General features: G+C 68.7%; 12 protein-coding genes. 6 read left to right on the top strand and 6 right to left on the bottom strand.

The features are described 5' to 3' along the window. Window positions 1–63: 63 nt before the first annotated feature. Entirely contained in the window at window positions 64–1,437 is a 1,374-nt protein-coding gene (aroA, locus tag B378_RS0104615; RefSeq protein ID WP_017342647.1) for a 3-phosphoshikimate 1-carboxyvinyltransferase, read from the bottom strand. Between the two features lie 137 nt (window positions 1,438–1,574). On the opposite strand from aroA, the gene B378_RS0104610 reads away from it, so the two are divergent. Continuing rightward, window positions 1,575–2,111 carry a multiprotein bridging factor aMBF1 gene (locus B378_RS0104610; RefSeq protein ID WP_017342646.1) on the top strand — a complete coding sequence of 179 codons (537 nt, stop codon included), beginning with the start codon at window positions 1,575–1,577 and terminating at the stop codon, window positions 2,109–2,111. Window positions 2,112–2,189: 78 nt separating this feature from the next. On the opposite strand, the gene B378_RS0104605 is transcribed toward B378_RS0104610, so the two are convergent. Further along, complete coding sequence (locus B378_RS0104605) at window positions 2,190–2,969, bottom strand: DICT sensory domain-containing protein (RefSeq protein WP_017342645.1); 780 nt, start codon at window positions 2,967–2,969, stop codon at window positions 2,190–2,192. A gap of 144 nt (window positions 2,970–3,113) precedes the next feature. On the opposite strand from B378_RS0104605, the gene tpiA reads away from it, so the two are divergent. The 5 genes from tpiA to B378_RS0104580 all read left to right on the top strand — a co-directional run bounded on the left by tpiA (window position 3,114) and on the right by B378_RS0104580 (window position 8,467). Next, window positions 3,114–3,758 carry a triose-phosphate isomerase gene (tpiA, locus tag B378_RS0104600; protein WP_017342644.1) on the top strand — a complete coding sequence of 215 codons (645 nt, stop codon included), beginning with the start codon at window positions 3,114–3,116 and terminating at the stop codon, window positions 3,756–3,758. 225 nt (window positions 3,759–3,983) lie between these two features. Then, window positions 3,984–5,921: a molecular chaperone DnaK gene (gene dnaK, locus B378_RS0104595; protein WP_026046180.1), complete on the top strand. Its 1,938-nt coding sequence runs from the start codon at window positions 3,984–3,986 to the stop codon at window positions 5,919–5,921. Window positions 5,922–6,068: 147 nt separating this feature from the next. After that, window positions 6,069–7,238 (top strand): molecular chaperone DnaJ, encoded by a 1,170-nt coding sequence (gene dnaJ, locus B378_RS0104590; protein ID WP_017342642.1) that lies wholly within the window; start codon window positions 6,069–6,071, stop codon window positions 7,236–7,238. A 48-nt stretch (window positions 7,239–7,286) separates the two neighbouring features. Further along, on the top strand, window positions 7,287–7,607 hold the full coding sequence (locus tag B378_RS0104585) for a cupin domain-containing protein (RefSeq protein ID WP_017342641.1): 321 nt from the start codon (window positions 7,287–7,289) through the stop codon (window positions 7,605–7,607). A 107-nt stretch (window positions 7,608–7,714) separates the two neighbouring features. Then, window positions 7,715–8,467, top strand: a complete 753-nt coding sequence (locus B378_RS0104580) for a hypothetical protein (RefSeq protein ID WP_017342640.1) — start codon at window positions 7,715–7,717, stop codon at window positions 8,465–8,467. An 11-nt stretch (window positions 8,468–8,478) separates the two neighbouring features. Here the strand turns inward: B378_RS0104580 and B378_RS0104575 are convergent, their stop codons facing one another. From B378_RS0104575 to B378_RS0104560, 4 genes are read right to left on the bottom strand one after another with little or no spacing between them, the layout of a single operon-like run. Further along, entirely contained in the window at window positions 8,479–9,813 is a 1,335-nt protein-coding gene (locus B378_RS0104575; protein WP_017342639.1) for an ABC transporter ATP-binding protein, read from the bottom strand. After that, on the bottom strand, window positions 9,806–10,870 hold the full coding sequence (locus tag B378_RS0104570; RefSeq protein WP_017342638.1) for an ABC transporter ATP-binding protein: 1,065 nt from the start codon (window positions 10,868–10,870) through the stop codon (window positions 9,806–9,808). Before B378_RS0104570 ends, B378_RS0104575 begins: the two co-directional genes overlap by 8 nt. Beyond that, a complete protein-coding gene (locus B378_RS0104565; RefSeq protein WP_017342637.1) occupies window positions 10,870–12,054 on the bottom strand; it encodes an ABC transporter permease in 1,185 nt (394 codons plus the stop codon). The genes B378_RS0104570 and B378_RS0104565 overlap by 1 nt, the downstream gene beginning before the upstream one ends. A gap of 14 nt (window positions 12,055–12,068) precedes the next feature. Further along, window positions 12,069–13,043: an ABC transporter permease gene (locus B378_RS0104560; RefSeq protein ID WP_026046179.1), complete on the bottom strand. Its 975-nt coding sequence runs from the start codon at window positions 13,041–13,043 to the stop codon at window positions 12,069–12,071. Window positions 13,044–13,053 lie beyond the last annotated feature (10 nt).

Raw genomic sequence — 13,053 nt, 5'->3', positions numbered from 1 at the left:
TGTCTGCCACCATGTAATCTTGTGTATATTGCGAACGGCTATAATCATTGGCTTCTCCGCGCGTCAGTCGCGATCGACGGTCATCCCGAGGTCGGCCATGGTCTCGAAGAAACCGGGGAAGGAGACGTCGACGTGTTCGGCGCCGCGGACGGTCGTCGTCCCCTCGGCGGCGAGTGCGGCGACGGACAGCGCCATCACGATCCGGTGGTCGTGGCGGCCGTCGACGGTGGCTCCCGTGAGATCGCTCGCGTCGCCGTGAACCGTGAGGACGTCCGGCTCCTCGGTCGTCTCCGCGCCCAGCTTTTCGAGCTCCTCGGCCATCGCGGCGACGCGGTCGGTCTCCTTGTAGCGGACGTGCTCGCAGTTCTCGATCCGAGTCTCGCCGTCCGCGACCGCGCCGAGCGCGGCGATCGTCGGGAGGAGGTCGGGCGTGTCGCCCACGTCGACGGTCACGCCGGAGAGGTCGGCGCGCTCGACGGCGATCTCGCCGGCCTCGCGGTCCCACTCGATGTCGGCGCCCATCTCCTCGACGATCTCGACGATGGCCGCGTCGCCCTGCGCGCTCGGCCGCGCGCCCTCGATCCGGACCGCCTCGCCGGGCGCGGCCGCGACCGCGCCCGCCCCGAGCAGGTACGAGATAGAGGAGAAGTCCCCCGGCACGGCGTAGCTGCCGCCCGCGGGCTCGTAGGTCTGCCCGCCGGGAACGGAAAAGCCCGCGGCGCCGGCGGCGCCGTCGAGCGGGTCGCCCGCCGCGTCGACCGGGGTCGCCTCGACGCCGAAGTCCGCGAGCAGTTCGAGCGTGATGTCGACGTACGGCGCCGACTTGAGGTCGGTCGTGAGTTCGACCTCGACCCCCTCGTCGGTGACCGCGCCGGCCATCAGCAGCGCGGTGACGTACTGCGAGGAGACGTCGCCGGGAATCGCGACCGCGCCGCCTTCGAGCGGGCCCGAGACGACGAGCGGGGCCTGCCCGTTGCCGCGGGTCGACTCCGCGCGCACGCCGAGGTCGCCGAGCGCGTCGAGGAGCGGTCCCTGCGGCCGCGATCGGAGAGAGCTGTCGCCTGTGAGGACGGTCGTGCCGTCCGCGAGCGCGGCCGCCGCGGTGACGAGCCGCATCGTCGTCCCGGAGTTCGCGCAGTCGATCACGTCGTCCGGGACGGCGGGGCGGCCGCCGAACCCCTCAACCGCGATCGCGTCGGCGTCGCCCGGAATTGCGGCCGCGCCGTCGCCGCCGCGCTCGCTCCCGGCGGGCGCGACCGACCCGCCGAACGCCGTGACCGCGCGGGCGGTCGCCCGCGTGTCGGCGGAGATCAGCGGCGACTCGACGGTCGCGCCGTCGCTGTAGCCGGCCGCGAGCAGCGCGCGGTGGGTGTAGCTCTTCGACGGCGGCGCGCGGGCGGTCCCCCGGAGCTCTGAGCGCGTGACGTGTACGTCCATACCCCACCCTGCCGGCCGCGACGACAAGTCGGTACCGACCGCGGCACGATTGCGGCCGGGACGCAGTCGGAGTGCGTCCCTCCGCGCCGCGGAGCCGCGGCACACCCTTTATACCATCGGGAGCGTTAGCGTCGCGTATGCCCCAGTGTGAGATGTGCGGCGCCGAGGAGGCCTCGCTGACGACGACGAAGGTCGAAGGCGCCGAGCTGGAGCTCTGTAGCTCGTGTACGGACTTCGGCACCGAGGTCCGCGACGAGTCGACGAGCTCCGGCGGCGGCAAGTACTCCACCAGCTCCAGCACCGGGAAGTCGTCCTCGTCGTCCGGCTCGTCCGGCTCGTCGAGCGGGTCCGGAAGTTCCGGCGGCTCGACCCGCCCACGCGACATGTTCGACGACATGGACGAGATCGCCACCGACTACGACGAGCGGATCCGGGAGGCGCGGGAGTCGCGCGGGCTGAGCCAGGAGGAGCTCGCCGACCAGCTCAACGAGAAGGCGAGTCTCATCCGCAAGCTCGAACGCGGCGACACGCTCCCGACCGACGAGGTCCAGCGCAAGCTCGAACGCGCGCTCGACATCTCCTTGGTCGAGGGGCAGTCGTCCGACGACGCCGACTGGGAGACGAACGACGCTGGCACGATGACGCTCGGCGACGTCGTCAAGCGGAAGGATTAGTCACCGGGCCGTCGCCCGCGCCCTCCTTCCGACGCACCGCCAGGCTCCGACGAGCGGGTCGTCGGACGCTCGCGGCCGTCACGCCGTCGCGCCGCCGTCGTCCGTCTGCTCCGATCCGCCGTACCGCTCGGTGAGGTAGTCGATGATGTAGTCGACCGTCTCGGGGTCGTAGCTCCAGAAGCCGTAGAACTCGCCGGGCGCGCGCTCCTCGGCGAGCAGCGCGCACTTCGCGTCCTCGTAGCCGCCCCCGTCGTACGCGACGAACCACGTCTCGCGGATCTCGGCGGTCTCGCCGACGTGGACGGTGTAGTGTTCGACGTCGGGCGCGTCCCCCTCGTCGGCCGCGTACGCGTGGACGTCGAGCCGCTCCTTCTCGCCGAGCAGGTCGTAGGTGTCCGCCTCGCCGGTGAGCACGTCGAGCGTCTGGAACCCCGCGTGGAGCGCCCCGTCGCCGACCCGCCAGGCGCGGTCCTCGATCTCCCGCGACGCGGCGACCATGTCTTCGCGGGAGTATGAGGTGAACATCGTCTCGTCGAGGTGGTCCAACACCGGCCGCCCGACGCGGTCCCCGGTTGCGCCCGCGCCTCCCGGAGCGTCGTCCCCGCCCCTCGCGCCCTCCGATCCGTCCTCGCCGGTGCCCGACAGCAGGTCGTCGACGGTCACGGCCGTGACGAACTCCCCGTCCCGCGCTAGCACGGCGAACTCCTCCGGGCCGGAGGCGGTCTGGTCGTCGACGATCCGGACGTTGCGGTCGGCGAAGTGCTCCCGGAGCTCGTCCGTCACCGCCGGATCGGCGTTGAACACGGTCAGCGTGGCCTCGTGCGCCTCCACGCCCGCGATGAGCTCGATGAGGGACATCCCTTGCCCGGACCCACAGCATCGGGGTATAAGGACGTTTCTGCTCTCGGGGGCGCGTCCCTCGGCGTCGAGGGCTCGTCCGGGGCACCGAGACGCGCGCCGCGAAGCACGAACCTATTTGCGCCGCGCTCCCCGAGTGGGCGTATGTTCATCCTGGTGAACCTCAAGGCGTACCCGTGCGATCCGATCGAGGTAGCGACCGCGGCCCGCGACGTCGCCGAGGCGTCCGGCGCGCGGATCGCCGTCTCGCCGCAGGCGGCCGACGTCGCCCGCGTCGCGGACACCGGCGTCGAGACGTGGGCCCAGCACGTCTCGCCGAACGCGCACGGCTCGCACACGGGCTCGACCTTGGCCGAGGCCGTCGCCGACAACGGCGCCGAGGGAACGCTGATCAACCACTCCGAGAACCGGCTGAAGCTCGCCGACGTCGACGGCTCCGTGCGCGCCGCCGAGCGCGCCGACCTGGAGACAATCGTCTGCGCGAACAACCCCGCGCAGGTCGGCGCCGCCGCCGCGCTCGGCCCGGACGCAGTCGCCGTCGAGCCCCCGGAACTCATCGGCGGCGACGTCTCCGTCGCCACCGCGGACCCGGGGATCGTCGAGGACGCGGTCGCGGCCGCCGAGGCCGTCGACCCCGCGGTCGACGTGTTCTGCGGCGCCGGCGTCTCGACGGGCGAGGACGTGTCGACCGCCGGCGACCTCGGCGCCGCCGGCGTCCTGCTGGCCTCCGGCGTCGCGAAGGCGGACGACCCCGAGGCCGTCCTCGAGGACCTCGTGAGCGGGATCTAAATCGGCGGTCCGGGCCTCAGCGACACGACTTCGCCGAATGTACGTCCGCGCTCGCGCCCGCGAACCCTCCGCGAGCGATCCCGAAAGCCGCTGCGTTTGCGGATCTGTATAAAGACACCGATGTGAGCGACTCACACGATCGAGAAATCGCACGACAGCAGCGGGTTCTCTCGTTCCGGCGAATGGCAGCATCTAGTAACCTTTAACCGAAACAAGCCGCTACCTATGAGCAAGATGGCGAGCAACAAGATTCTCGGTATCGACCTCGGTACCACCAACTCCGCGTTCGCGGTGATGGAGGGCGACGAGCCCGAGATCATCGCCAACGCCGAGGGCGACCGGACGACGCCCTCGGTCGTCGCGTTCGCCGACGACGACGAGCGCCTCGTCGGCAAGCCGGCGAAGAACCAGGCCGTCCAGAACCCCGACCGCACGATCCAGTCGATCAAGCGGCACATGGGCGAGGACGACTACACCGTCGAGATCGGCGACGAGGAGTACACGCCGGAGCAGGTCTCGGCGATGATCCTCCAGAAGATCAAACGCGACGCCGAGGAGTACCTCGGCGACGACGTCGAGAAGGCGGTGATCACGGTCCCCGCGTACTTCAACGACAAGCAGCGGCAGGCGACGAAAGACGCCGGCGAGATCGCCGGCTTCGAGGTCGAACGCATCGTCAACGAGCCGACCGCGGCCTCCATGGCGTACGGCCTCGACGACGAGTCCGACCAGACCGTCCTCGTGTACGACCTCGGGGGCGGCACGTTCGACGTCTCGGTCCTCGACCTCGGCGGCGGCGTCTACGAGGTCGTCGCCACGAACGGGGACAACGACCTCGGCGGCGACGACTGGGACGAGGCGCTCATCGACCACCTCGCCGACGAGTTCCAGAACGACCACGGGATCGACCTCCGCGACGACCGGCAGGCGCTTCAGCGGCTGAAAGACGCCGCGGAGGAGGCGAAGATCGAGCTGTCGAACAAGAAGGAGACCACGGTCAACCTCCCCTTCGTCACCGCGACCGACAGCGGCCCGGTCCACCTCGAACAGTCCGTCACCCGCGCGACGTTCGAGAACCTCACGTCCGACCTCATCGACCGCACCGTCGAGCCGACCGAGCAGGCGCTCTCGGACGCCGGCTACTCGAAGTCCGACATCGACGAGGTCATCCTCGTCGGCGGCTCCACCCGGATGCCGCAGGTCCAAGAGCAGGTCGAGGAGCTCGTCGGGCAGGAGCCGAAGAAGAACGTCAACCCCGACGAGGCGGTCGCGCTCGGCGCGGCGGTCCAAGGCGGCGTGCTCTCGGGCGACGTCGACGACATCGTCCTGCTGGACGTCACGCCGCTCTCGCTGGGTATCGAGGTGAAGGGCGGCCTCTTCGAGCGGCTCATCGAGAAGAACACCACGATCCCGACCGAGGAGTCGAAGGTGTTCACCACGGCCGCGGACAACCAGACCTCCGTCAACGTCCGCGTCTTCCAGGGCGAACGCGAGATCGCCGAGGAGAACGAGCTGCTCGGCGCCTTCCAGCTCTCCGGCATCCCGCCGGCGCCCGCCGGAACCCCCCAGATCGAGGTCTCGTTCAACATCGATGAGAACGGCATCGTCAACGTCGAGGCCGAAGACCAGGGCTCGGGCAACGCCGAGTCGATCACCATCGAAGGGGGCGTCGGCCTCTCCGACGAGGAGATCGAGGAGATGCAAGAAGAGGCCGAGCAGCACGCCGAGGAGGACGAGGCCCGCCGCGAGCGGATCGAGGCCCGCAACGAGGCCGAGACGACGATCCAGCGCGCCGAGACCCTCCTCGAAGAGAACGAGGAGGAGCTCGACGACGACGAGCTCGTCGCCGACATCGAGGCGGCCATCGAGGATGTCGAAGAGGTCCTCGAAGACGAGGACGCCGACACCGAGGAGATCGAGTCCGCCACCGAGGCGCTCACCGAGGAGCTCCAGGAGATCGGCAAGCAGATGTACGAGGGGCAGGCCGCGCAGGCCGGTCCGGGCGGCGCGGGCGGCGCCGGTCCCGGCGGGATGGGCGGCATGGGCGGCGCCGGCGGTCCGGGCGGCGCGGCGGGCCCCGGCGGCGCCGGTCCCGGCGCCGACGGCGACGACGAGGAGTACGTCGACGCCGACTTCGAGGACGTTGATGAGAACGACGAGTAGTCGTTCTCATCAGCCAACCAGAACTGCTTCGCAGTTCTGGTGACGTGGACGACGACGAGGAGTAACCCCCGCCGAGCTGACTTTCGACGCCCCGACCCCGCCGTTTAAATCGACCCGTCGATCAACACTAACCAACGAACGCAACGCATGAGCGAAGATTTCTACGACGTCCTCGGCGTGTCGCGGGACGCCAGCGAGGAGGAGATAAAGAAGGCGTACCGCAAGCAGGCCGCGAAACACCACCCCGACGTCAGCGACGACGAGAACGCCGAGGAGCGGTTCAAGAAGATCCAGAAGGCCAAGGAGGTGCTCACCGACGAGCAGAAGCGCCAGCAGTACGACCAGATGGGCCACGACCGGTTCACCGAGGCCGACAAGCGCGGCGCGACCGGCGGTGGCGGTGCCGGTCCCGGCGGCGCCGGCGGGCCCTTCGGCGGCGCAGGGGGTGCGGGCGGCGCCGGCGGGTTCGAGGACATCTTCAACCAGTTCTTCGGCGGCGGTGGCGGTCGCGGCGGCGGTGGCGGCGGCAACCGTCCGCGACAGGGCCGCGACCTCAAGACGGGGCTGACGATCGACCTCGAGGAGGCGTTCGAGGGCGCGACCAAGGAGGTCACGCTCACGCGACCGACGACCTGCGCCACCTGCGACGGCGCGGGCCACCCCCCGGACGCGGACGTGGAGACGTGCCCGCAGTGTAACGGCCGCGGACAGGTCCAGCAGGTCCAGCAGACGCCGCTCGGCCGCGTCCAGCAGACGTCGACGTGTCCTCGGTGCGAGGGCGAGGGCGAGCTGTACAGCGAGGACTGCGCCGACTGCGGCGGCGACGGCGTCGTCCGCGAGGAGGCGACGCTCTCGGTCGAGATTCCGGCCGGGATCCGCTCCGGACAGAGCCTCCGGATGGAGCGCGAGGGCGCGCCCGGCGAAAACGGCGGGCCGAAGGGCGACCTGCTCATCGAGGTCGACGTCGACGTCGGCGACCGGTTCGAGCGCGACGGCGACGACCTCCGCGTCAACGAGGCCGTCTCCTTCCCGCAGGCCGTCTTCGGCGACACCATCGAGGTTGAGACGGTCGACGGCAGCGTCGAGATGGACGTCCCCGCCGGCACCCAGAGCGGCGAGACGTTCCGCCTTCAGGGGAAGGGGATGCCCCGGCTCCGGCGCCGCGGGCGCGGCGACCTCTACGTCCAGGTCGCCGTCGTCGTCCCCGAGTCGCTCAACGACGAACAGCGCGAGGCGCTGGAGGCGTTCGCCGAGGCCGGCGGCGAGGACATCGACGTCGGCGGCGGCTTCTTCGAGAAGCTGAAGAGCTCCTTCTGAGCTTCCGCTGCCCGTACCTTTTCCGCGCTCCGGACCCATCGTCGACGCATGGGCTACGACACGACGGCCTACGACGACGTCGAACCGCGCGCGCCCGGGATGTACTTCCTCCGCGACGCGCTCGACTGCGAGCACCTCGGCGTGACCGTCGTCGAGGCCGACGACGGCTGGGAGGGGATGGAACACGACCACGCCGACGGCGACCACGAGGAGGTGTACGTGCTGCTCCACGGCGAGGCAACGCTCACCGTCGACGGGGACGCCGTCGACTTGGACCCCGGCGACGCGGTCCGCGTCGACCCCGGGTCTACCCGCGACCTCGCCTTCTCCGCGGACGGCTCGAAGATGATCGTCGCCGGCGCACCTTGACGCCGGCTCGATGATAGCCGTCGCCGGCGCACCCTGACCCGCTCTCCCTCCTGACCCTTCCCCGTCGACGCCGCAGTGTTAAGGCTCGCGCGCCCCGAGAACCGCGTATGGAACTCGTCGGGGACCTGCTCGCGCGCGACCGGCGCACCCGCGATACGGCGCTCGTCACGGCGGACGGGCGGGAGCGGAGCCACCACGACCTGATCACGAACGGCTACAAGGCGGCGAACGTGCTCCGATACCTCGGCGTCCGCAGGGGCGCGACCGTCGCCGTCGACCCGACGCCGGGCTTTCACACCACGCTCGCGTTCCTCGGCGCGGCCGCCGTCGGCGCGCCGGTCCGCTTCGATCCGCGTGCGGGCATCGACGCCGGCGACCGCGTCGTCCTCGCGCCGGTCGCGACCGCCGCCGACCTCGATCCGGCCCCGGGCACGAACCTCGCCGCGTTCGGCGGATCGCCGGAGCGTCCCGAGACCACGCACTGGGAACAGGAGCTGTGGAGCGAGAACCCGGGGACGCCGCCGAGCGACGTCGAACCGGATGACGCCGCTATCGTCGGGCCAGAGCGCGAGTTCAGCCACCGCGAACTGTGTTCGCTCGCCGCGACCGCGGTCGAGGCGGGCGGGATGGACGCGGAGACGCGCGTCGTCCTCCGGCGCCCGTTTTCCGACGCGCCGGCACTCGCGGCCGGTCTCGTCGCTCCCCTCTCCGTCGGCGGGACCGCGGTGCTCGCCGCGCCGAGCGCCGCCGACGAGGGCGGCGACGACTCTCGGGGCGACGTGGCGGTGGCCTCGGAAAAAACGAGCGTCCCGGAGCCGCGACGCGTCGATCCGGCGTCGGTCGCTGCGGCGACCGAGTGAGGGCGCCCGGTTCAGTCGTCCGCGGGGTTCGGCTCCGCGGACGCTCGGTCCTCGTGGAGGAGGCAAGCGGACTCGTGGTCGGACGCGTGGGCCGTCTTCGAGGGCTCGGTCTGGGCGCACGGAGTCGTGACCTCGTCGGACAGGAATTCGCCGGCCATCTCGGCGTTGTCGTCCAACAGGAGGTTCATCGCCTCCGTGAGCGTCTCCTCGAGCTCGGGGTCGTCTATCGTCTCACCGATGTCGAACTCCCGCCGGATCTCCGCTTGAACTTCCGAGTCCGTCGGCTCGGTTCCGCTCGCGGCGACGTTCTCTCGAACCTGCTCGACGTCGATCTCTCCGGTGTTGATCTTGTCGCGCAGGTTCAACAGCCCCCGCCAGTCGTCCTGATCGACGTCGACGCCGTCGGGCTGGATCACCTTGTGACACCGGGTGTGGAACCGGCAGCCGCTCGGCGGGTTCGTCGGGCTGGGGACGGTCCCCTTCAGCTCGATGCCGCCGACGCTCGCCCGCGGGTCCGGCGTCGGGATCGACGACAGCAGCGCCTCCGTGTACGGGTGTTGCGGGTTCGTGAAGATCTCCTCGACCGGCCCGATCTCGACGATCTCGCCGAGGTACATCACGGCCACCCGGTCGCATATCTGGCGGATGACGGACATGTCGTGGCTGATGAACAGCAGGGACAGCCCGAACTCGTCCTGGAGGTCGTTGATCAGCGAGAGGATCTCCGCCTGGATGGAGACGTCGAGGGCGCTCACCGGCTCGTCGGCGATGATGAGGTCCGGGTTCAACACGAGCGCCCGAGCGAGCGCGATCCGCTGTTTCTGCCCGCCGGAGAACTCGTGCGGGTAGCGGTCGAAGTCGCTCGCCGAGAGCCCGACGCGTTCGAGCAGGTCCTCGACGATCGCGCGGCGCCGGTGGCGGTCGCTCATCCCGTGAACCTTGAGGAGTTCGCCGACCGCGTTGCCGACCGACATCCGCGGGTCGAAGCTCGAGGAGGGGTCCTGGAACACCATCTGGGCCCCTCGTCGGAACTCCTTCAGCTCCTCGTCGCTGAACTCCGTCACGTCGTTGGGGTGGCTCCCGTCGGGATTCCGCGTCGCGCCCTCGCGGCCGTTCCCGTTGAAGACGACCTCACCAGAGGTCGGCTCTTCGAGGTGGATGATGGAGCTCGCCGCGGTCGACTTCCCGCAACCGGACTCGCCGACGAGTCCGAGCGTCTCGCCCTCCGCGATGTCGAAGCTGATCCCGTCGACAGCGCGGGCGGCGCCGACCTGCCGGTTGAATACCCCCTTCCGGATCGGGTAGTGCTTCTTCAGGTCGCGCACCGTGAGCAGCGGTTCAGTCATCGGCGGGACCCACCTCGCTGTCGCCGTCGGCCGCGCCGGTTTCGCCGGCGGGTCCGAACTCCTCGCCGCCGATCACTGAGGGATCGCCGCCCGGGCCGTAGTGGACACAGGAGACCCACTGTCCGGGTTCGACCTCAACTTCCTCCGGCTGCTCGCCGGTCCGGCACGCCTCCTCGGCGTACTCGCAGCGCGGCGCGAACCGACACCCGTCCGGCGGGTCGTGCGGATCTGGGAGCGTCCCCGGTATGCCCCCGCCCGTGCCACCGAACTCCGGCAGGCACTCCAACAGCTGCTGGGTGTACGGGTGTGTGGGGCGGTCGAAGATGTCGAGAACGCCGCCCCGCTCCATCACCTTCCCGGCATACATCACGACGATCCGGTCGGCGATCTCCGCGACGACGCCGAGGTCGTGCGTGACGAATAAGATTCCCATCTCGAACTCCTCCTGGAGGTCGTTGAGGAGCTTCAGGATCTGCGCTTGAACGGTCACGTCGAGCGCCGTCGTCGGCTCGTCGGCGATGAGCAGGTCGGGGTCGCCGACGAGCGCCATCGCGATCATCACGCGCTGCTTCTGGCCGCCGGAGAACTCGTGCGGGTAGTCGTCGAACCGCGAGCTCGCGTTCGCGATCCCGACGCGGTCCATGAGATCGACCGCCTTCGCGCGCGCCTCCTCGTCGGAGACGTCCTGGTGGATCTGGAGCGCCTCGGTGATCTGCCACCCGACGGTGTAGCAGTGGTTCATCGCCTCCTGCGGGTTCTGGAAGATGTGGGCGATCTCGTTGCCCCGGATCTGTCGGAGCTCCGACTCGGGGAGCGACAACAGGTCGCGCCCCTTGTAGCGGACGGTCCCCTCGATCTCGCCCGGCGGCGTGTTGATGATCCTGGTGACCGACTCCGTCGCGACGGTCTTGCCGGAGCCGGACTCCCCGACGATACAGACGGTTTCGCCGGTGTCGACGCTGAAGTCGATCCCGTCGACCGCCGTGAGGGTTCCGTTGTCGGTGCTGAACGTCGTCTTGAGGTCTTCGACCTCGAGTAGTGGTTGGTCGTCGGCCATTATTCGTTCTCGGCCTCCGCTTCGGGGTTCAGCGCGTCCAACAGCGCGTCACCGAGGAAGTTGAACGCGAGGATGGTCAAGAACAGCACGATGCCGGGTGCCAGCACGATCCACGGGGCGAAGGAGAGGTCGCTCCGGCCCGCGGAGATGAGCTGGCCCCACGATGGGACCGTCGAGTCGCCGATCCCGAGGAACGCGAGCTGGGCCTCCGCGAGCAGGAAGCCGGGGATGAGCAGCGTGAGCTGCGTGATGATGCTGCTCGCGACGTTCGGAACCACGTGACTGCGGATGACGCGGTACGTGCTCGCGCCGCTGATACGACTCGCCTTGATGAACTCCTCTTCGGACACCGAGAGGGACTTGCTCCGAACGTACCGGGCGGTCCCGCCCCAGGCGAACAGCGAGAACACCACGATGAACATCCCGAGCCCGGCGCCGTAGATGTACAGGATGAGCAGGAACATCAGGAACGTCGGGAACGAGAGGATGATGTCGACGAACCGCATCATGATCTCGTCGACCCACCCGCCCGCGTACGCGCTCAGGGTGCCGAACGAGATCCCGATCGTGGCGACGATGGTCGTCGTGATGAACGCGATCTGCATGCTGATCAACATCCCGTAGACGATCATCGTGAACACGTCCTTGCCGGCGTTCGTCGTGCCGAGGGGATGTTCCCACGTGCCGTAACACCGCCCGTTCATCACCTCGCCGACGCAGGTCGCCGGCGTCGTGTCGACGACGGAGGTGAACACCGGCGGCTGGTAGGCGATGAGCAGTTGCTGCTGGGGTGGATCCATCACGATCGGTCCGACGATACCCCCGACGAACACGATTCCGAGCCAGCCGAGGCTCACGAGCGCCGGGCGGTTGCGCTTGAACTCCTTCCAGTAGTACCGCGTCCGCCGCGGGTTCTGATACAGCGGCAAGACGAGGTACCAGAAGGCCAAAAACAGGGTGAAGATGAAAAAGAAGTCGATGCTCGCGAGTCCCCGTTCGATTCCGATGAACTCGAACGTCTGGGTGCGGTCCCCGATCAAAAACTGGTCGTAAACGGCCAGTAGAACGACCGGGAGCGCCGTCAACAGCATCCCGATCGAGTTGATCGACAGATCGAACCGTCCCGACCGCGAGATCTCGTTCCAGTCGATTTGGTCGAACTGTTCGGATTTTTTAGTTGCCATCTTTCTTCCTTGTGTTATCTGTCATCGTAGCTGATGCGTGGGTCGAGTACGGTGAACACGAGGTCCTCGAGGAGGTTCCCGATGACGGCGACGAACGTGAAGAACAGCGTCGTCCCCAACACGAGGTTCGTGTCCTGTGCGACCAGCGCCTCGTACGTCAGTCGGCCAAGCCCGGGGATCGCGAAGACGACCTCGACGAGCAGCGAAGACCCCAGAAACAGCGCGAGCAGCTGACCGACCAGCGTCGTCGAAAGCGGGACGAGCGTCGGCCGCATGACGTGGTAGGCGTACGCCCGCAGGGGTGAGACGCCCTTCGCCTTCGCCGTCTTCATGAAGTCTGCGTTCTGGAACTCCGCCGACTCGTTCCGAGAGACCCGCATGACTGCCCCGATCGAGCCCGTAACCAGCACGAATACGGGTATCGTGAGCTGGATAGCGTTTTCGATGCTGAACACCGGTACGGTGGTGTCGTACGTGATCGGGATGACTTCGAGCCAGACGCCGAAGATCAGAAGCAGGATGATCCCGAAGAAGAAGTTCGGGATGGCGAATCCGAAGAACGCGAACCCGGTCGCGAGGTGATCCTTCCAGCTGTACATGTTCGCGGCCGAGTAGACGCCGACGAGCGGTCCGAGGATGACCGTGAGGATCGTCCACGGGATGGAGTACTGCGCGGTGTAGTACAGCGACTGTTTGACCGCCTCGATCACCGGCTGGCTCCGGCTCATCGACCAGCCCCAGTCGAGGGTGTACACGCCCCGGATGAAATCGAGGTACCGGACGTACAGCGGCTGGTTGAGCCCCCGTAGCTCTCTGGCCCGCTCGGTCGCCTCCGCCGGATTTCCGCCCTGGAGCGCCGCCTGCGTGGCCGCCTGCTGGACTTCGGGGTTCGGCGCGGCCGACAGCAGCAGGAACGTGACCGTGGTGATGACTAGCGATACAACTCCGGCCCAAAGAAAGCGAGCGGTTACGTACCTTCCAAATCCCATGTTGCTGTGA

This window comes from Halorubrum sp. T3 (genome assembly GCF_000296615.1).
GTDB classification, from domain to species: domain Archaea; phylum Halobacteriota; class Halobacteria; order Halobacteriales; family Haloferacaceae; genus Halorubrum; species Halorubrum ruber.
This window is presented reverse-complemented; position numbering and strand designations above follow the sequence as displayed.

What these genes read in the sequence shown, in the direction of transcription:
- aroA (WP_017342647.1), bottom strand. Translation starts at nt 1,437, where the DNA reads ATGGACGTACACGTCACGCGCTCAGAGCTCCGGGGGACCGCCCGCGCG.
- B378_RS0104610 (WP_017342646.1), top strand. Translation starts at nt 1,575, where the DNA reads ATGCCCCAGTGTGAGATGTGCGGCGCCGAGGAGGCCTCGCTGACGACG.
- B378_RS0104605 (WP_017342645.1), bottom strand. Translation starts at nt 2,969, where the DNA reads ATGTCCCTCATCGAGCTCATCGCGGGCGTGGAGGCGCACGAGGCCACG.
- tpiA (WP_017342644.1), top strand. Translation starts at nt 3,114, where the DNA reads ATGTTCATCCTGGTGAACCTCAAGGCGTACCCGTGCGATCCGATCGAG.
- dnaK (WP_026046180.1), top strand. Translation starts at nt 3,984, where the DNA reads ATGAGCAAGATGGCGAGCAACAAGATTCTCGGTATCGACCTCGGTACC.
- dnaJ (WP_017342642.1), top strand. Translation starts at nt 6,069, where the DNA reads ATGAGCGAAGATTTCTACGACGTCCTCGGCGTGTCGCGGGACGCCAGC.
- B378_RS0104585 (WP_017342641.1), top strand. Translation starts at nt 7,287, where the DNA reads ATGGGCTACGACACGACGGCCTACGACGACGTCGAACCGCGCGCGCCC.
- B378_RS0104580 (WP_017342640.1), top strand. Translation starts at nt 7,715, where the DNA reads ATGGAACTCGTCGGGGACCTGCTCGCGCGCGACCGGCGCACCCGCGAT.
- B378_RS0104575 (WP_017342639.1), bottom strand. Translation starts at nt 9,813, where the DNA reads ATGACTGAACCGCTGCTCACGGTGCGCGACCTGAAGAAGCACTACCCG.
- B378_RS0104570 (WP_017342638.1), bottom strand. Translation starts at nt 10,870, where the DNA reads ATGGCCGACGACCAACCACTACTCGAGGTCGAAGACCTCAAGACGACG.
- B378_RS0104565 (WP_017342637.1), bottom strand. Translation starts at nt 12,054, where the DNA reads ATGGCAACTAAAAAATCCGAACAGTTCGACCAAATCGACTGGAACGAG.
- B378_RS0104560 (WP_026046179.1), bottom strand. Translation starts at nt 13,043, where the DNA reads ATGGGATTTGGAAGGTACGTAACCGCTCGCTTTCTTTGGGCCGGAGTT.